Source organism: Limosilactobacillus urinaemulieris (assembly GCF_014838745.1).
Classification (GTDB): Bacteria; Bacillota; Bacilli; order Lactobacillales; family Lactobacillaceae; genus Limosilactobacillus; species Limosilactobacillus urinaemulieris.
The window spans coordinates 15,060-32,402 of sequence record NZ_JABUXR010000014.1 but is presented as its reverse complement, the minus strand read 5'-3'; the positions used below and the strand labels follow the sequence as shown (position 1 = coordinate 32,402).

18 protein-coding genes are annotated in these 17,343 nt (G+C 40.8%); 1 reads left to right on the top strand and 17 read right to left on the bottom strand.

The window, feature by feature from the left end; genetic code table 11:
- Positions 1 to 10: 10 nt before the first annotated feature.
- The 15 genes from HUK45_RS07360 to HUK45_RS07290 all read right to left on the bottom strand — a co-directional run bounded on the left by HUK45_RS07360 (position 11) and on the right by HUK45_RS07290 (position 16,012).
- On the bottom strand, positions 11 to 322 hold the full coding sequence (locus HUK45_RS07360) for a L7Ae/L30e/S12e/Gadd45 family ribosomal protein (protein ID WP_191911789.1): 312 nt from the start codon (positions 320 to 322) through the stop codon (positions 11 to 13).
- Positions 312 to 614: an RNase P modulator RnpM gene (gene rnpM, locus HUK45_RS07355; protein ID WP_098044624.1), complete on the bottom strand. Its 303-nt coding sequence runs from the start codon at positions 612 to 614 to the stop codon at positions 312 to 314. Before rnpM ends, HUK45_RS07360 begins: the two co-directional genes overlap by 11 nt.
- An 18-nt stretch (positions 615 to 632) precedes the next feature.
- A complete protein-coding gene (gene nusA / locus HUK45_RS07350; RefSeq protein WP_191911788.1) occupies positions 633 to 1,868 on the bottom strand; it encodes a transcription termination factor NusA in 1,236 nt (411 codons plus the stop codon).
- A 15-nt stretch (positions 1,869 to 1,883) separates the two neighbouring features.
- On the bottom strand, positions 1,884 to 2,366 hold the full coding sequence (gene rimP / locus HUK45_RS07345; RefSeq protein WP_191911787.1) for a ribosome maturation factor RimP: 483 nt from the start codon (positions 2,364 to 2,366) through the stop codon (positions 1,884 to 1,886).
- A gap of 114 nt (positions 2,367 to 2,480) precedes the next feature.
- Entirely contained in the window at positions 2,481 to 6,809 is a 4,329-nt protein-coding gene (locus tag HUK45_RS07340) for a PolC-type DNA polymerase III (RefSeq protein WP_191911786.1), read from the bottom strand.
- Between the two features lie 81 nt (positions 6,810 to 6,890).
- Positions 6,891 to 8,633, bottom strand: coding sequence for a proline--tRNA ligase (locus tag HUK45_RS07335; protein WP_191911785.1), 1,743 nt, complete (start codon positions 8,631 to 8,633; stop codon positions 6,891 to 6,893).
- An 18-nt stretch (positions 8,634 to 8,651) separates the two neighbouring features.
- The gene (rseP, locus tag HUK45_RS07330) at positions 8,652 to 9,929 is read right to left on the bottom strand and encodes an RIP metalloprotease RseP (RefSeq protein WP_191911784.1); all 1,278 of its coding nucleotides are present in this window, start codon (positions 9,927 to 9,929) and stop codon (positions 8,652 to 8,654) included.
- 22 nt (positions 9,930 to 9,951) lie between these two features.
- On the bottom strand, positions 9,952 to 10,737 hold the full coding sequence (locus HUK45_RS07325; RefSeq protein ID WP_191911783.1) for a phosphatidate cytidylyltransferase: 786 nt from the start codon (positions 10,735 to 10,737) through the stop codon (positions 9,952 to 9,954).
- A gap of 17 nt (positions 10,738 to 10,754) precedes the next feature.
- Positions 10,755 to 11,522 (bottom strand): isoprenyl transferase, encoded by a 768-nt coding sequence (locus tag HUK45_RS07320; protein ID WP_191911782.1) that lies wholly within the window; start codon positions 11,520 to 11,522, stop codon positions 10,755 to 10,757.
- A 156-nt stretch (positions 11,523 to 11,678) separates the two neighbouring features.
- Positions 11,679 to 12,239 carry a ribosome recycling factor gene (gene frr, locus HUK45_RS07315; protein WP_191911781.1) on the bottom strand — a complete coding sequence of 187 codons (561 nt, stop codon included), beginning with the start codon at positions 12,237 to 12,239 and terminating at the stop codon, positions 11,679 to 11,681.
- Positions 12,240 to 12,242: 3 nt separating this feature from the next.
- Complete coding sequence (gene pyrH, locus HUK45_RS07310; protein WP_102168724.1) at positions 12,243 to 12,965, bottom strand: UMP kinase; 723 nt, start codon at positions 12,963 to 12,965, stop codon at positions 12,243 to 12,245.
- A gap of 76 nt (positions 12,966 to 13,041) precedes the next feature.
- A complete protein-coding gene (tsf, locus tag HUK45_RS07305) occupies positions 13,042 to 13,917 on the bottom strand; it encodes a translation elongation factor Ts (RefSeq protein ID WP_191911780.1) in 876 nt (291 codons plus the stop codon).
- A 111-nt stretch (positions 13,918 to 14,028) separates the two neighbouring features.
- Positions 14,029 to 14,814, bottom strand: coding sequence for a 30S ribosomal protein S2 (gene rpsB, locus HUK45_RS07300; RefSeq protein WP_191911779.1), 786 nt, complete (start codon positions 14,812 to 14,814; stop codon positions 14,029 to 14,031).
- Positions 14,815 to 14,988: 174 nt separating this feature from the next.
- Complete coding sequence (locus tag HUK45_RS07295; protein WP_191911799.1) at positions 14,989 to 15,261, bottom strand: GIY-YIG nuclease family protein; 273 nt, start codon at positions 15,259 to 15,261, stop codon at positions 14,989 to 14,991.
- On the bottom strand, positions 15,251 to 16,012 hold the full coding sequence (locus HUK45_RS07290; protein ID WP_191911778.1) for a tRNA1(Val) (adenine(37)-N6)-methyltransferase: 762 nt from the start codon (positions 16,010 to 16,012) through the stop codon (positions 15,251 to 15,253). The genes HUK45_RS07295 and HUK45_RS07290 overlap by 11 nt, the downstream gene beginning before the upstream one ends.
- An 88-nt stretch (positions 16,013 to 16,100) precedes the next feature.
- Here HUK45_RS07290 and HUK45_RS07285 point away from each other — a divergent pair, with 88 nt between their 5' ends.
- A complete protein-coding gene (locus HUK45_RS07285; protein ID WP_191911777.1) occupies positions 16,101 to 16,739 on the top strand; it encodes a lysophospholipid acyltransferase family protein in 639 nt (212 codons plus the stop codon).
- Positions 16,740 to 16,787: 48 nt separating this feature from the next.
- On the opposite strand, the gene HUK45_RS07280 is transcribed toward HUK45_RS07285, so the two are convergent.
- Together HUK45_RS07280 and HUK45_RS07275 are read right to left on the bottom strand one after the other, a co-directional pair.
- The gene (locus tag HUK45_RS07280; protein WP_191911776.1) at positions 16,788 to 17,012 is read right to left on the bottom strand and encodes a YneF family protein; all 225 of its coding nucleotides are present in this window, start codon (positions 17,010 to 17,012) and stop codon (positions 16,788 to 16,790) included.
- 74 nt (positions 17,013 to 17,086) lie between these two features.
- Positions 17,087 to 17,338, bottom strand: coding sequence for a DUF896 domain-containing protein (locus HUK45_RS07275; RefSeq protein ID WP_003716916.1), 252 nt, complete (start codon positions 17,336 to 17,338; stop codon positions 17,087 to 17,089).
- Positions 17,339 to 17,343: the final 5 nt, after the last annotated feature.

Here is a 17,343-nt window from a genome sequence, read left to right as displayed (position 1 = left end):
CTCACGCTCCTTAATTCATCGTTAGTAGTTCCTCAAACTTTCTTGCAAATCCAGATTGCGTTACACAAATAACAGTTCTTGACTGTCCAATTGCTTGACTTAGTTGTTCTTTAGTAAAAAGTGTACAGAGTGGAACCTTGTAAAAGGTACATTTATCCGTAAACTTCTTTAGTGTTGCTGAACCAGCATCCTGAGCTAAGAAAACAAACTGGGCTTTTCCTGTTTGAATTAATTTTAAGACACCGCCTTCGCCACTTTGAATTTGTTTGGCGCGGCGTGCTAATCCGAGTAAGTTTAAAACGGATTGTTGATTATTTTTCATTGTTACCAAATAAAGCTTGTCGTGCTTGAAGGTGATCCGTGTATTGAATCAATTCATCATAAAATGAATCATCCAACTTAACATGAAAAGCCTTTTCAAAGGTTTTTTCTTCCTTTGCCCGCTTAGCGATCTCTACATCTACTGCAATGTATGCGCCCCGACCAGACTTCTTACCGGTTGGATCAAGCGTAACTTCGCCTTCCTTGTTCTTAACTACCCGGATTAATTGTCGCTTCGGCATCATTTCGCCGGTAACAATATCTTTACGCATCGGTACTTTTCTCTTTTTCATTTATTTCACCCCGCTGCTTTAATCTTCTGAAGCGTCTGTTTCTTCTTTGAGTGTATCAGTACTATTTTCCATCTCAGAAGCTGGCTTAATATCAATCTTATACTTTGTTAACCGAGCAGCTAACCGTGCATTTTGACCCCGCTTACCAATTGCAAGTGAGAGCTGACTATCAGGAACTACAACCGTGCATGAACGTTCTTCAGTTGTTGCAACAGGTTCCGCTTCTTCAGTATTCTCCATCTCAGTTACGGCATCGGTGTTCTCCGTTACAGAGGCATCAGTTGAATCTTCTTCTGATTGTTCCTCAGTAACTGGAGCTTCTGGTTCATTAAAAATAACATCCAGAACTTCTGCAGGATTAAGAGCATTAGCAATAAATTGAGCCGGATCCTTAACATATTCAACAATATCCATGTTCTCACCGTCAAGTTCATTAACAATTGCTTGAACGCGTGAACCACGAGGACCGACACAAGTACCAACAGGATCAACGTTTGGATCATTGGAATAAACAGCTACCTTAGCACGATCTCCAGCCTCACGGGCAATATTCTCAATTAAAACTGTCCCGTCCTTGATTTCAGGAACTTCCCGTTCAAATAGCCGTTTTAATAATTCTGGAGCTGTTCGACTGACAAAGATTTGTGGACCATGACGATCATCATTTACTTTTGAAACGTAAACCTGGATCCGATCGTGAATGTGGTAGTGTTCATTAGGCATCTTATCCCGGTAACCCATGGCACCTTCAACACCATCACCAAGGTCAACCCACGTAAAACGTTTATCCTCACGAGAAACTTCACCAGTAATAATTTCATTCTCGTAAGTCTTGTACTTATTATAGATGATCTTGCGTTCTTCTTCGCGTAACCGTTGCATTACCACTTGCTTTGCTGTTTGGGCTGCAATTCGGCCAAAATCACGTGGCGTAACTTCTTCACGAATCTCATCACCAACATCGTATCCTTGGCCATGTGGCAACTTTCGCGCATCAGCAAGGCTCATATACTCGTTCTCATCTTCTTCAACCAAGTCTTCATTATCGATAATCGTTTTAACAGCGTAAACCTTGATATTACCAGTAACCCCGTCGAAGTCAACTTCAACGTTCTTTTCACCGTAATTTTGCTTATATGCGAGTTCCAAAGCCTGTTCCAAGGCTTCAATAACAATTTCCTTCTTGATCCCTTTTTCCTTCTCTAAGTAATCTAGAGCGGCGATCATTTCAGTGTTTGTTTTTGCTTTGCTCACCTTTTAACACTCCCTTTAAATCTTACTAAAGTCGATTGCCAATCGTGCTTGTGCGATCATTTTACGTTCAATCTTAATTCGACGCTGACGAGTTTTATCCATATATTCCAATGTTAGTTCGTCAGGCGTAAGTTCAACCAACGTTCCCTCATATGCCTTTTTCCCTTCTATCTGCTGGTAAAGGGAAACGTGAATATAATCATTGATTGCTCGCTCATAATCAGCTTCCTTCTTTAATGGACGTTCGGCACCAGGAGAAGAAACCTCAAGGAAATATGCCTGAGGAATTGGATCAGGCTCGGTGCTATCAAGTGCCTCACTTAGTTCATCACTAATATCTGCACAGTCTTCTAGGGTAACTCCCCCATCCTTATCAACATAAACTCGTAAGTACCAGCTTTTGCCTTCCTTAACAAATTCAAGATCGTAAAGGTAGCAATCATGCTTGGCTAAAATCGGCTTAGCTAATCCGGTTACTATTTCAACGACATTGCTCAACTGCGTCACCTCCATTATTTGCAATAAAAAGAGCGAGCATCTCTGCTCACTCCAACGAGTTATTTACCATAATTAATTGTAGCATGAACTTGCTCAACTAGCAAGCAACTATCCCTAGAACAGACTTAATTGGTTTTCATCCGGCAATCCGTCTAGGACATGGTTCTGAGTAAGAAAATCTATAATTGTCTGGGAAACCTTTCCCCGCTCAGCTAGGTCCTGCTTCGATAGGAACTTCTTTTCTTCACGAGCAGCGACGATCTGCTTAGCAACATTCAATCCCAAACCAGGAACTGCACGGAATGGAGCAATTAATGAATTACCATCAATTAGCCAATTACTTGCATCAGATCGCTCAAGATCAACCATCTTGAACTTAAAGCCCCGTTCTAGCATTTCATTAGCTAATTCGAGGATCGTCAATAAACTCTTGTCCTTAGCGCTTGCGTCGTTTCCTTGCGAACTAATTTCTTTCATCCGTGTCTTAACGGCATCTTTACCGTGTGACATTGCAACTACGTCAAAGTCATCAGCACGGACAGAGAAGAAGGCACAGTAATAAACAAGCGGGAAGTATACCTTGAAGTACGCAATCCGTAATGCCATTAAAACATAGGCGGCCGCGTGAGCTCGGGGGAACATGTATTTAATCTTCAAGCATGAGTCCATGTACCATTGCGGAACATTAGCCTCACGCATTTTCTTTTGCCAATCATCAGGGATTCCCCGACCGTGACGAACTGATTCCATTACCTGGAATGAGGTTTCAGAATCAAGACCATAGTGAATTAAGTCGGTCATAATGTTGTCCCGACACCCGATCACATTGGCGATTGTTGCAACGCCCTGTTTAATTAACTCTTGAGCGTTGTCCAACCACACGCCCGTTCCATGAGAAAGTCCGGAGATTTGCAAGAGTTGCGAATAATTCTTCGGGTGGGTATCCTCAAACATTCCCCGAACAAAACGGGTCCCGAATTCTGGTAAACCAAGAGTTCCCGTTTTACTTTGGATCTGTTCTTCACTGACCCCTAATGCCTCGGGACTAGAGAATAAACTCATTACTCCCGGATCGTTCATCGGAATAGTCTGTGGATCAACCCCAGATAAGTCTTGTAATGCACGAATCATCGTTGGATCATCATGTCCCAAAATATCCATCTTTAAAATATTATCGTGGATGGAGTGGAAATCAAAGTGAGTTGTTTCCCAAGCTGCCTCTTGATCATCAGCCGGGTATTGAACTGGCGTAAAATCATAAATCTCCATATCATCAGGAACAATAATAATTCCAGCCGGGTGCTGTCCTGTTGTTCGTTTAACACCAGTAGCACCATGGGAAAGCCGATCCTCTTCCGCTCCTCGGAACTGCTTATCCGTATCACGTTCATAGGCCTTAACATAACCATAGGCAGTCTTATCAGCAACAGTACCAATCGTTCCAGCACGGAAAACGTTCTTTTCACCGAACAACACTTTCATGTAGTTATGAGCAATTGGCTGGTAGTCTCCAGAGAAGTTCAAATCAATATCTGGAACCTTATTTCCCTTAAACCCTAAGAAAGTTTGGAACGGAATATCATGACCATCCTTAACTAATAGCGTTCCGCACTTAGGACACTTTCTTTCTGGAAGGTCAAATCCTGAACTGTATTCCCCCTTGGTATAGAAGTGGGAATAATGACACTTCGGGCATCGATAGTGTGGTGGCAACGGATTAACCTCCGTGATACCAGACAGCGTAGCAACCACACTTGAACCAACGGATCCCCGAGAACCTACTAAATAACCATCCTTATTTGACTTTGCTACTAGCCGTTGAGCAATCAGGTAAATTACCGAGAACCCGTTTTTAACAATACTATTTAGCTCAAGTTCAACCCGGTCTTGAACAATCTTTGGTAACGGATCACCATACCATTTCTTAGCAGTGTCCCACGTACGATCCTGAATTTCTTGCTCTGCTCCCTTCATATGAGGAGTATAGAGCTTATCCTTAACCGGACAAATACCGTCATCAATCAGATCAGCAACCTGATGGGTATTTGTGACAACGATTTGATGAGCCTCATCAGCGCCAAGAAAACTAAATTCATTAAGCATCTCATCCGTTGTCCTAAAATGAACATCTGGTCTTCTAGTTCGGTTAAGTGGATTAGCACCACCTTGAGAATTGATAAGGATCTTACGGTAAATGGCATCATGAGCATCTAAATAATGGACATCCCCCGTTGCAACAACTGGCTTCTCTAGGTTTTCACCTAGTTTAACCATGTTCTTCAAAATATCTTCCAAGTGGGCATCATCAGCAATAACCTTCTGCTCTAATAATGGCTGGTAATTAGGCTTCGGCTGAACTTCAATAAAGTCATAATACTTAGCCTTTCGCTCAGCTTCAGCGAATCCTTTTTCCATCATTGCGGTAAATACTTCACCAGAAGAGCAGGCAGTACCCAAAAGGAGTCCCTGGCGATACTTAGTTAGAACACTACGCGGAATCCGCGGTACTCGTGCAAAATACTTAACGTTAGACAGTGAAACCAACTTATAGAGGTTTTTCAGTCCTGCTTGAGTCTGGGCAAGAATCGTAACATGAAATGGTCGCGCATGCCGATAAGCATCATTATCAGTCATGTGTTTATTCAAGTCACTGATTAGTTTAATTCCATACCGCTTTTCCGCATCCTTTAAGAAGATATGCAGCAGCTTCCCTGTTGCTTCGGCATCATAGTTTGCCCGGTGGTGGTGTTCAAGAGCAACCTTGAACTTCTTACTTAAGGTATTCAAACGATATCCTCGCATATGAGGATAGAGGAACCGGGCCAACGGTAAAGTATCAATAACAGGAGCCGTAATTTCTTCCATGTTATGGCGACGGTAACCAGTATTCATGAACCCCATATCAAAGGAGACATTGTGACCAGCAATAATGCACCCTTCACAGAAGTCCCTAAACATCTTAAAGACTTCTTCCTCGCTTTTTGAGCCTTGAACCATTTCATCAGTAATTGATGTTAGGTTAGTTGTCTGTTCAGAAAGAGGGAACCCTGGATCAATAAATTCATCAAACCGCTCCAAGACTTCACCATCTTTCATCTTCGAAGCGGAAAGTTCAATCACCTTATCATAAATAGCTGAAAGCCCCGTTGTTTCAACATCAAAGATAACATATGTCTGACCATCTAGCGGTGTGTCATTTTCGTTGTACACCAACGGGATCCCGTCATCAACCACGTTTGCTTCTACACCATAAAGCATCTTAATTCCTGTTTTTTTAGCTGCCTTAAACGCTTCTGGGAACGCTTGAACATCTGCGTGATCCGTAATTGCAATTGCAGGCTGTCCCCATGAATGAGCACGGTTAGCTAATTCGGTAATTGAATTAGTGGCATCCATTTGACTCATTTCTGAATGGGCATGTAACTCAATTCGCTTATCATCAGCCGGCGCTTTGTCCTGACGCTCTTCATGCTTAATTTCATTAACGTCAAAGGCATTAATAACTAAATCATGCATCCATGTATCTTCTTGTACCGGCCCACGAACTTTAAGCCACATTCCCTCTTTGATATTTGCAAATTGGGCTTCATCAGCTTCATTGCGAGAGAATTTCTTTACCGCAAACGAAGAAGTATAGTCGGTAATTTCAAATGTCAGTAATTGCCTACCTGAGCGTAGTTCCCGTACCTCAGTACTAAAGACATAGCCCTCAACGACAACCGAGCGTTCTTCCTCAGCAATATCTTTCATTTGCTTAACTTCTTGAGAATCATTAATTACTCGGCCAAGTTGAACAGGTCCATCGGCAGGAGCAACCTTACTTTGCTGCTTTTTCTTTTTAGCAACGTTATTCTTTTTAATCTGTTCCATTGCTTTAGCAGCAAGTGCGGCATCGTCTGCTTCATGCTTGGCCTTCAATTCCTTAATCCGGGCCTCCGAAGCAGATTCATCAACAAATGGGTGAATCCGAAATTTAGGAAAACCAAGGTCAACATAGTCCTCTTCAATCTTTCCTAAAATATTTTTAGTAAGGAAGTCTTTCATCATCTCGTTTTCAATAACAAGAGTTACTCGACCGTCCTTAACCTCAGGTGCTGTCTGTGTACAAACTTGTTGAGTCATCGGTGAATCAGGTGCCGTTTGCCGGACTACATACTCCCAATAATCACCAATTAGTTTGGGATCAAGATCAGTCATTGGACTGCTAATTTTCACCCGCGTATTAGCAATATCCCGAAAACCAATTTTTAGTGCATTAGAAAATTCACTAAAAAGGTTAAATGGTAACGGCTGTCGAAGCATTAAATGAAATTCCCATAAACGCGAATCCTTATGAACCACGACAGATTGAACCTTTGCATCATGAAAGGCAGGGTTATCTTTTTCGGGAAAGTGAATTTGTTCAAGTAGCTTTTGAAATAATTCTTGTCGTGATAAACTCACTTTTTATCCTCCTACAATAAAAAGTGGCGCGTTGATAAATTAAATTCTACCATCGTCACCACCAATTAATGATTAGACTAATTATTTAGCTTCAGTAGCATCTTGTCCACTAAGTTGCTTAAGCAAAATTGCAACAGTATTAACGACTTCTTCAGTCTTAACTTCAACTGTTTCACCGGTCTTCCGGATCTTAATTTCAACAATACCGTCTGAAGCCTTCTTACCAACAGTAATCCGAATTGGAATCCCAATTAAGTCAGAATCGGCAAACTTAACACCAGCACGTTCTTTTCGGTCATCCACTAAGACATCATAGCCAGCTTTTTCAAGAGCTACGGTAAGTTCATTTGCCATTTCCATTTGATCTGCTTTTTTGGCATTTACAGGAATTACATGAACATCAAATGGTGCAATACTGTCGGGCCATACTAATCCATTGTCATCAGCAGTTTGTTCAGCAACTGCAGAAAGCAACCGACTAACACCTATCCCGTAGCTTCCCATAATAACATCAACTAGGCGGCCATTATTGTCGAGCACTTGTGCACCAAGCTTCTTTGAATAATGGGTCCCTAACTTAAAAATATGCCCAATTTCAATCCCTGGGGTAAACTTGATTGTATGACCATCCGGTGCAATTTCGCCTTCCTTAACGTTACGGAAATCACCAAACTGATCCACCCGGAAGTCACGATCAATATTGGCATTAATGTAGTGGTGACCGTCATCGTTAGCCCCACAGGCCATATTAACCATTACTTTAACGTAATTGTCAGCATAGATTTTAACATCTTCACCAACACCAACTGGACCAAGTGAACCTGGATGTGCTCCTAAATACTTCACAGCGTCTTCTTCATCAGCTAACTCTAATTCTTCACAGCCTAGTTCATCCTTCAGCTTTGCCTCGTTAACTTCATCGTTACCGCGCATCAAAACAAGAACTGGTTGCGTTTCCTCTTCACTCATTTTAGCCATGTAGAACATTGCCTTGATAATTTGCGTTGAGTCTATTCCAAGGCTTTCCGCAGCCTCGTCGACACTGTGAGCCCCTGGAGTTGGCTTCTTTTCAAGCTTTTCTGGTTCAGCGGTTTGTTGAACACCGGTAAACTTACTAGTAGCCTTTTCCAAGTTAGCAGCGTAATCCCCGTCAGTATAAGCAATGATATCCTCACCAACCTCTGCTGGAGCAGAAAATTCTTGTGAGTTCTTACCACCCATTGTTCCTGAATCGGCTAGGATTACCTTGTAGTCTAAGCCAATCCGGTCAAAAATATTACGGTATGCTCTTGCTTGAAGATCATATGCCTGATCTAAACCTGCTTGATCAGCAGAGAATGAATAACCATCAAGCATTTCAAATTCCTTACCACGAAGGATCCCATAACGAGGGCGATCTTCATCCCGAAACTTATCCTGCAATTGGTAAACAACCAATGGCAACTTCTTATATGACTTGATACTGTCACGGATAACTTCAGTAAACGTTTCTTCATGAGTTGGTCCCATGATAAAGTCACGATCACGACGATCCTTTAACTTAAATAGGTTATCGCCATAGCTTTCATACCGACCAGATTCTTTCCACAAGTCAGCAGGAAGAAGTGCTGGCATCATCATTTCAACCGCACCAGCTTTTTCCATTTCCTCACGAATGATATTTTCAACCTTCCGAATTACCCGGTAGGCCATTGGTAAGTAAGCCCAAACACCAGCAGATACTTGATAAATGTAGCCGGCGCGGACCATCATCTTATGACTAAGCGCTTCCGCATCACTTGGCGCTTCCTTTTTTGTTGGAATTAAAATCTTTGATTGTTGCATTAAAATACTCCTTTTCCCTTATCGAATGAAATAACGCTGAATGTCATTCCACGTAACCAAAATCATTAACACTAGCAGCAAGAAGAAACCAATCATCGTCACAATTCCTTCGGCTTTTTCCGGAATTGGGCGACGAATAACCGCCTCAATGATATTTAACAACAGTTTTCCTCCATCTAACGCCGGAATTGGTAATAGGTTAACAATTCCGAGGTTAATTGAAAGAAGTGCTAAGAAATTCAAAACACCCGTAAATCCGAGCGCCGTTGCTTGTGACGTTCCTGCATAAATTGCGACTGGTCCCCCAAAATCATTTAATGAAAAGCCATGGGTAAACATGTGACCGAGAACACTAAAAATTAGTGTACCTGCTTGAACAAACCGTTGCCAACCAAAATTAAGCCGTGCTGAGAAACTCTTATCCGTTTCTTCAAGAATCCCAATTTGACCAACCTTTTGATCTGACCGTTTGACTGTTTTAGGGACCATTGTGATGGTGTGCTGTTTCCCGCGGTGTTCATAAGTTACGGTAATTTTCTTCCCCGGGTGACTAGAGATTGCAGTTGACAAAGCTGTCCAATCTTTAATTTTAGTATTGTTAACTTGCTTAATCCGATCGCCGCTTACGAGACCCGCCCGCGCAGCAACTGAATTGGCATTAACGTGCCCGATCTTGTTGCTATTCACCGGAATGCCACCGCTTAAGAGGAACCCGAGAATAATAAAAACAACAAGGGACAAAATGAAATTATTCATTGGACCGGCAAAATTAGTCATCATTCGTGCTGGTAAACTAGCAGAATTAAATTGAACGTCCTTAGGTGCAATTTGAACAACTGTACCATCATGCTCAGTAATTAAAGCATCATGAGCAACATTGTAAACTTTCAAATCGTTTTCATCACCATTGACGTATCCTTTAATCCATAAATCATTAACTAGATCGGAATCAACAATTTGCAACGGGATCCCTTGGAATAATGTTGCCTTTTGACTTGCATTAATATTAGTAACTTGATCCTGATCATTAAGTTGAATAGTTACTGGAGTTCCTGGACGTAATTCATCTTCGTCCTCATCATCCGCACCAGCAAGACGAACATATCCCCCTAATGGCAAGATCCGAATAGTATACGTCGTACCACCAGACTGTTTCCACCAAATTTTGGGACCCATTCCAATTGAAAACTCACGGACTAGAATCCCTGCTCGCTTTGCAAAATAATAGTGACCAAATTCATGGACTAAGACCAGTATTCCGAAAACGATTATAAAGGTGATGATTGTTATTATCACAAAATCCCCTCTTCTTTCAGAACTAAATAATACCTAAGAGGTGCATCATTGGCATAACGATTAACATACTATCAAACCGGTCAAGGATACCGCCATGTCCCGGTAAAATTTTTCCAGAGTCCTTTACGCCATAGAACCGTTTAAGCGATGATTCAATCAAATCACCAAACTGGCCCATAATTGACAAAATTAACGTTAGGCAAACCATTGGAATGAAAGATCCACCAACCGGAATAAAGTATAGGTAAATAGCAATCAGAATTGTGGCAGAAACGGTCCCACCAATTGAGCCTTCCCAAGTCTTGTTCGGGCTAATTTTGGGTGCTAACTTATTTTTTCCGATTTTTCTTCCGATCAAGTATGCTCCACTATCGGTAATCCAAACAATTAACATCCCGTATAGTAAGGTTTGGAAGTTGACTGCTCGTGCTTCGACAAAGTAACGAAAACCTAATCCAATGTAAAGAATTGCTAATGTTAACACACCAGCATCATCAAAGGTAAACCGCTGCTTTCTAATCACCGTATGTAATAGTAATAAAATTACCAAGAAATAGAATGCAAACCAACGCGTTGCAACACTTGGTAAGAAGTCTAACCAACTATCAGGTAAGATCAATAGCGCAACTCCAAGATAGGAAACAATTGCCTCAAACGAAATCAAAAACATCCGCTTCATTGCTAAGATCTCACTCATAGCAACAATTCCAAGTACAATTGCGGCAATTGTTAATGGCCAGTGACCATAAACTATTAACGGAATGAAGATTGCTAAACCAACAACAGCTGTTATTATCCGTGTTTTCAATATTATTCTCCCCAAACTTAGTTATTTTTTAAGCCACCATAACGACGGTGACGTCCCTGAAATTTAACAATAGCATCTTCTAATGAATGCCGATCAAAATCAGGCCAATAAACATCAGTAAATTCTAACTCACTATAAGCAATTTGCCAGAGCATAAAATTACTAATCCGCTCCTCACCACTTGTTCTGATAAGAAGATCAGGATCTGCTAACTCATCTAGGTCTGCTGTCATCATATTTTGAGACAGTAACTGTTCATCAATTTGATCAACACTAATCTCTTTAGCAGCTACTTTCTCTGCAATTCGTTGAGTAGCACGAATGATTTCGTCACGACTGCCATAGTTTAAAGCAAAGTTCAAAATCATCCCGTTACAATCAGCTGTATCAGCAATTGCATCATTAACTGCTTTTTGAGTTCCGTGGGGCAATTTAGTAATGTCGCCCATCACCATCACCCGAACATTATGCTTAACTAAATCTGGAACAAAAGTTGAAAAGAACTTGATTGGTAGTTGCATCAAATAATTAACTTCACTCGAAGGTCGTTTCCAATTCTCGGTAGAAAAAGCGTAGAGTGATAGAACCTTTACCCCTAATTCACTAGCAGCGATCGTCACATTCTTCACAGTCTGCATTCCTTGTTTATGACCTGCAACTCGTGGTAAATGACGTTCTTGAGCCCAGCGACCGTTTCCATCCATAATAATCGCGATATGGTTGGGAATTCGGTTTGGGTCTAATTTCGCATTACTAGTCGAGGATCCTTCTTTTTTGCCAAACAAAATAGTCCCTCCAGACAAAATTTTGTGTTTAAAGTAAAAACTACTTATCAATTATAAATGTATTAAGGAGAAAAGCCAACCCCAACCAAAAAAAGAGCAGGAATGAACTAGCTTCCTAATTCGTTTTCCTACTCCTAATTAGTAATTGAGGCTAATCTAGCCCATTAATTCTTTTTCCTTATCGGCAGCAATATTTTCAAGGTTCTTGATCCTGTTATCAGTCTCGGTTTGAACCTTCTTTTCAAGATCGTGAAATTCATCATCATTGAAATCGCCGTCTTTGTTACCCTTCTTCAAGTCATCCATCGCTTCACGACGAACATTTCGAACAGCAACCTTGGCCTTTTCAAGTTCAGCCTTAACATCCTTAACAAGCTCTTTTCGCCGTTCTTCTGTTAATTGCGGAATCAAAATCCGAATTGCTGAACCATCATTTTGTGGTGTTAAGCCGAGATTGGCAGCATAAATTGCCTTTTCAATGTTATCCAATGAGCTTTCATCATATGGAGTAACAAGTAGTTGACGTGCTTCAGGAATTGTAATTGATGCCACCTGATTAAGTGGTGTTGGAGCACCATAATAATCTACTTTCACACCATTAAGCAAACTAGCATTTGCTCGTCCTGCACGAATATCAGCTAATGTCCGGCGTAATGCATCTCCAGACTTTGCCATCTTGTCCTTTGCTTCATTTAAAATTTGTTTACCTGTAGCCATAAGTTAATCCCCCTCAATCGTGGTTCCAACTTCTTGTCCCTTAACAACCTTCATAATATTTCCGGGAGTGTTTAGGTTAAATACAACTAACGGAATATGATTATCCATAGAAAGTGAACTTGCGGTAGTATCCATAACATGGAGGTTCTTTTCAATCAAATCCATGTGAGTTAGATGATCAAACTTAACCGCGCTAGCATCCTTATTTGGATCAGCATTGTAAACACCATCAACGCCGTTCTTCCCCATTAAGATAGCATCGGCATTAATTTCAGCTGCACGTAATGCGGCAGTAGTATCGGTTGAGAAGTATGGACTTCCTGTCCCACCAGCAAAAATCACAATCCGGTCCTTTTCAAGGTGGCGAATTGCTTTCCGTCGAATATATGGCTCAGCAATTTGACGCATTTCGATAGAAGTTTGTACTCGCGTTGGAACATCAAGTGATTCTAGGGCATCTTGAAGAGATAGTGCGTTCATAATGGTTGCTAACATTCCAATGTAGTCAGCCTGAGCACGTTCCATACCAAGTTCTGCCCCGGTAACACCACGCCACATATTTCCGCCACCAACGACGATCGCAATTTGGACACCTAATTCATGAACTTCCTTTAATTCCTTGGCAACATCTTTAAGCACTGGTGGATTAATTCCAAAACCCTTTTCACCGGCTAGAGCTTCCCCGCTAAGCTTTAAAATGACACGATTGTATTTAATGTCTGACATAAACCTGCCTCCTAATGGTAATGTTTTCAAAAAAAGGCGCACTTCAAAGAGTACGCCCTTTTTAGCCGAACGTTGTTTAGTTCATTTGGTCCTTTACTTCTTGAGCAAAGTCATCTTGCTTCTTTTCGATTCCTTCACCAACTTCGTAACGAATAAATGACTTCAACTTACCATCGTTAGCAGAGACAAATTCTGCAACAGTTTGGTCTGGGTTCTTAACAAAGTCTTGGTCAGCCAAGCAGATTTGTGAAAGGAACTTGTTTAAACGACCTTCAACGATCTTGTCAACGATCTTAGCAGGCTTACCTTCATTTAAGGTTTCTTCCTTGAAGACTTCACGTTCGTGATCAAGACGATCTTGAGATACATCATCACGAGTCATGAATTCAGGGTTGATGGCAGCAACGTGCATAGCAACATCCTTAGCTGCATCTTCATTTCCACCTTCAAGAACAACAAGAGCAGCAATTTGGCCACCTTGGTGAAGGTATGCACCAAAACTGTCATTATCGTTCTTTTCAATAACTTCAAAACGACGAAGACTAATCTTTTCACCGGTCTTTTGAGTAGTGCTGATCAAGTCGTCATTTAAAGTACCGTTTTCGGTCTTCATAGCAAGCGCTTCTTCCACGTTTGCAGGCTTGTTTTCGCTGATCAACTTAGTAACCTTCTTTAGTAAGTCCTTGAATGGGTCACTTGCAGCAACAAAGTCAGTTTCTGAGTTTAATTCAACGATCGCAGCAGTATTGCCACTAACAGCAATGTCAGCTAACCCTTCGGCAGCAACACGATCACTCTTCTTAGCGGCCTTGGCAATACCCTTTTCACGTAAGTAGTCCATTGCCTTATCCATGTCACCATCACTAGCAACTAATGCCTTCTTAGCATCCATGATACCAGCACCAGATTTCTTACGTAATTCCATAACTTGAGCAGCTTTAATTTCAGCCATGATTAGATCTCTCCTTCGTTTAACTTTTTAATAAAAAAGGCCATTTGGTACTCAGGCCACAATGGTCCGTACGCAAACAGCCCAAGTATTTAATACTTAATTATCGTTTAATTACTTACCTTCAACGCTGTCCTTAAGGTTCTTTAATGAATCTTCAGAAACTTCTTCATGTTCTTCGGTAGCGTCGTTAGTATCAGCTTGCTTGTTGTCATCTTGACCTTGCTTACCTTCGATAACAGCATCAGCCATCTTTGAAGTGATAAGACGAACGGCACGAATAGCATCATCGTTTGATGGAATTACGTAGTCGATGTCGTCAGGGTCGGTGTTGGTATCAACCATAGCAACGATTGGAATGTGAAGCTTTTGAGCTTCCTTAACAGCAATTTGTTCCTTGTGTGGGTCCACGATGAACATTACATCAGGGATCTTTGGCATATCTTCAATACCACCTAAGAAGCGTTCAAGCTTTTCGCGTTGCTTAGTTAAAACAGCAACTTCCTTCTTTGGAAGAACATCAAAAGTACCGTCTTCAGACATCTTCTTCAATTCTTTCAAACGAGCAATCCGTGATTGGATAGTCTTCCAGTTAGTCAAAGTACCACCTAACCAACGATGGTTAACGTAGTATTGACCTGCACGAGTAGCTTCTTCTTCAATTGAATCTTGAGCTTGCTTCTTAGTACCAACAAAAAGAACAACACCGCCATCAGCAGCAACATCCTTCATGTAGTTGTAAGCAGTATCGATCAACTTAACAGTCTTTTGTAAGTCAATGATGTAGATACCGTTACGTTCAGTAAAGATGTATTCTTCCATCTTTGGGTTCCAACGGCGAGTTTGGTGACCGAAGTGAACACCGGCTTCAAGCAATTGCTTCATAGTAACAACAGACATAAAATATGTACCTCCAAAATGTTTTTTCCTCCCCAATAATCATCTGGCAGTCAAACTAAATTAGCACATCGACCACCATCCTATTGGGTGTGAAATTGGCGTTTAACACCGAAATATAGTATACAAAAAAGCATCTCATCTGACAAGCATTTATCCTTAACTTAATGAATTAATTTAAATCTTGATTCCTCTTACATGAAGATAGCGTTCCTTTTGTCGTCTGCTCTGATGTTTGAAATAGTATTCAGCACTTAACGCCTTGTGCTTTGTTGGGTATTCACACCAATACATCAGTCGGAGCGGATGCCGTGATTTTACACGGGTATACTTAGCTCCCTTATAAGACTGATGAGTATTGAACCGTTGCCGTACATTAGTGGTAAAACCACAATAAAGGGTCTCATCCGCGCAATGAAGAACATATATATAATAATGTTTACTTTTTATCTCCATATAATAATTGTTGCACCTCGGCCCCATATTCACCATTAGACTGATTAACCACTAATGGTGGGACAATCCGAATCCCACCAGTTCCCCCATCCTTAATTACTTCAATCAAGACAATATTAGCTTCCCGATCCGGTTTAGGATAGATAAAACGAATTCGCTTGGGTGCAAGTCGGTGGCTAGTTAATTCAGTCAAGATTTCTGCTAAACGATCCGGCCTATGAACAAGATATCCCCGACCATTCATTTTCAATAAGCCACTCATTTTTTCCACAACCATTGTCAAATTAGTCGTGATTTCGTGACGCGCAATTGCTAAAGCGCGATTAGGATTCTTTTGACTATGTTCATTATTAGGGAAATATGGTGGATTACACAAGACGATATCCGCGGAATCCTTGGGAATTTTATTATAAACATCTTTAATGTCCATATTTAAGACATCATAGCGTTCCTCAAGATGGTTCAGCTTAATTGTTCGTTCTGCCATATTGGCGATTGGCTTCTGCAACTCGACCTCTGTAAAGTGACCGCCAAGCTTATTATGAAGAAAAAGGCCAATCGCACCATTACCAGCACAAAGATCAACAATTTTTGCCTGACGCTTCTTATTAGGGCGAACAAAGTCAGCTAGGAGAACAGCGTCAAGCGAAAAAGCGAAGCAATGGGGATTCTGAATAATTTGAACATCCTGACTATATAGTTGGTCAATTCGTTCATCTGTCTTTAATAAATTATCATTATCCATTTATTATTCACCTCTTTTAGACTTGCAAGGAGTTACTTTTTTAGTCATAATAATGCCAGTTATTATACACATTAGATTGGATGATTTTATGTTATATTCGTTTCTCGTTGCCATTGTTCAACCATTCTTAAACCTAATCAATGGCAAAGCAAAAATTTATAATAAGGAAAATATACCTGACGGCAATTATATCATTATTGCTCCCCATCGGACATGGATGGATCCAGTTTTGATTGCCCTCGCGATCTACCCCAAGAAATTTAGTTTTATGGCAAAGAAAGAGTTATTCAAGAACCCAATTGCTGCTTACTTTTTAAAAAAGTTAAATGCCTTCCCGGTTGACCGCAAGCATCCTGGCCCTTCAGCAATAAAAAAGCCAGTGCAAATCTTACGAAAAACTGATCTATCAACAATTATTTTTCCATCAGGCTCTCGTTATTCCAGTAAATTAAAGGGCGGTGCAACATTAATTGCCAAATTAGCAAACGTTCCGCTAGTTCCTGCAGTGTATCAAGGGCCTCTCAAATTTAGCGAATTATTCAAACGGCATCCCCGTCACATTGCCTTTGGAAAGCCAATTTATATTGACCGGAAGAACAAACTCGACGAAGAAAGTCAAGCTAAATTAGAGAGTGAAATGCAGCAATCATTTGATAAGTTAGATCACCAAATCAATCCTAATTATAAATACATCATGCCGCCTAAACCAAAAGACGATGATTTCTAAAGAAAAAGAAACCGGAAATTAAATTTCCGGTTTCTTTTTTATTTAAGATTACTTATTTGCTTTTTTGGCTTGTGCCTTCATGGTTTGCATCATTTGATGTAACTTTCGACTAGATGGCTTTTGGCCCATTTGCAACATCATCGTCCGCAACATTTCTTCACTAATAGGTGGATTATTGCGGAGATAGTTTTCCATGTAACGACGAGTACCAAAGAAACCGCCAACTAAACCGATTAGTAAGGCGAGGATTACCAATGAAATTGTTAATGCCACAACTACTTTCCTCCTTTTTTAGTTACTGTTCAATAGTACACGAAAGTAGTCGAATTGAAAAGGGCTAAACAAGGTTAATCATCACGTAATCCCTTTTTCCGTTGAATTTCACGAACCTTCTCTGGAGTAACCTCTTTACCATTATCATCAAAGATTCGCATCATTTCGATATTACTCCGCATTGCTTCACGGAAGTTCTTAAGGTACTCTTTCCGTAGCTTTGCTCGTTCCTTAGTTTCGGCCTCTGTTAGTCCTTCTTCCTTATTTTTATGAGCGAGTTCGTTAATTCGCTTTAATAATTTTTCTTGGTCTGTAGATTCAGCCATAATTA

Bases quoted from the DNA above. Each gene is read 5' to 3' on its own strand.
- HUK45_RS07360 (WP_191911789.1), bottom strand. From the start codon at position 322: ATGAAAAATAATCAACAATCCGTTTTAAACTTACTCGGATTAGCACGC.
- rnpM (WP_098044624.1), bottom strand. From the start codon at position 614: ATGAAAAAGAGAAAAGTACCGATGCGTAAAGATATTGTTACCGGCGAA.
- HUK45_RS07335 (WP_191911785.1), bottom strand. From the start codon at position 8,633: ATGCAACAATCAAAGATTTTAATTCCAACAAAAAAGGAAGCGCCAAGT.
- frr (WP_191911781.1), bottom strand. From the start codon at position 12,239: ATGGCTACAGGTAAACAAATTTTAAATGAAGCAAAGGACAAGATGGCA.
- pyrH (WP_102168724.1), bottom strand. From the start codon at position 12,965: ATGTCAGACATTAAATACAATCGTGTCATTTTAAAGCTTAGCGGGGAA.
- tsf (WP_191911780.1), bottom strand. From the start codon at position 13,917: ATGGCTGAAATTAAAGCTGCTCAAGTTATGGAATTACGTAAGAAATCT.
- rpsB (WP_191911779.1), bottom strand. From the start codon at position 14,814: ATGTCTGTTGTTACTATGAAGCAATTGCTTGAAGCCGGTGTTCACTTC.
- HUK45_RS07290 (WP_191911778.1), bottom strand. From the start codon at position 16,012: ATGGATAATGATAATTTATTAAAGACAGATGAACGAATTGACCAACTA.
- HUK45_RS07285 (WP_191911777.1), top strand. From the start codon at position 16,101: ATGTTATATTCGTTTCTCGTTGCCATTGTTCAACCATTCTTAAACCTA.
- HUK45_RS07275 (WP_003716916.1), bottom strand. From the start codon at position 17,338: ATGGCTGAATCTACAGACCAAGAAAAATTATTAAAGCGAATTAACGAA.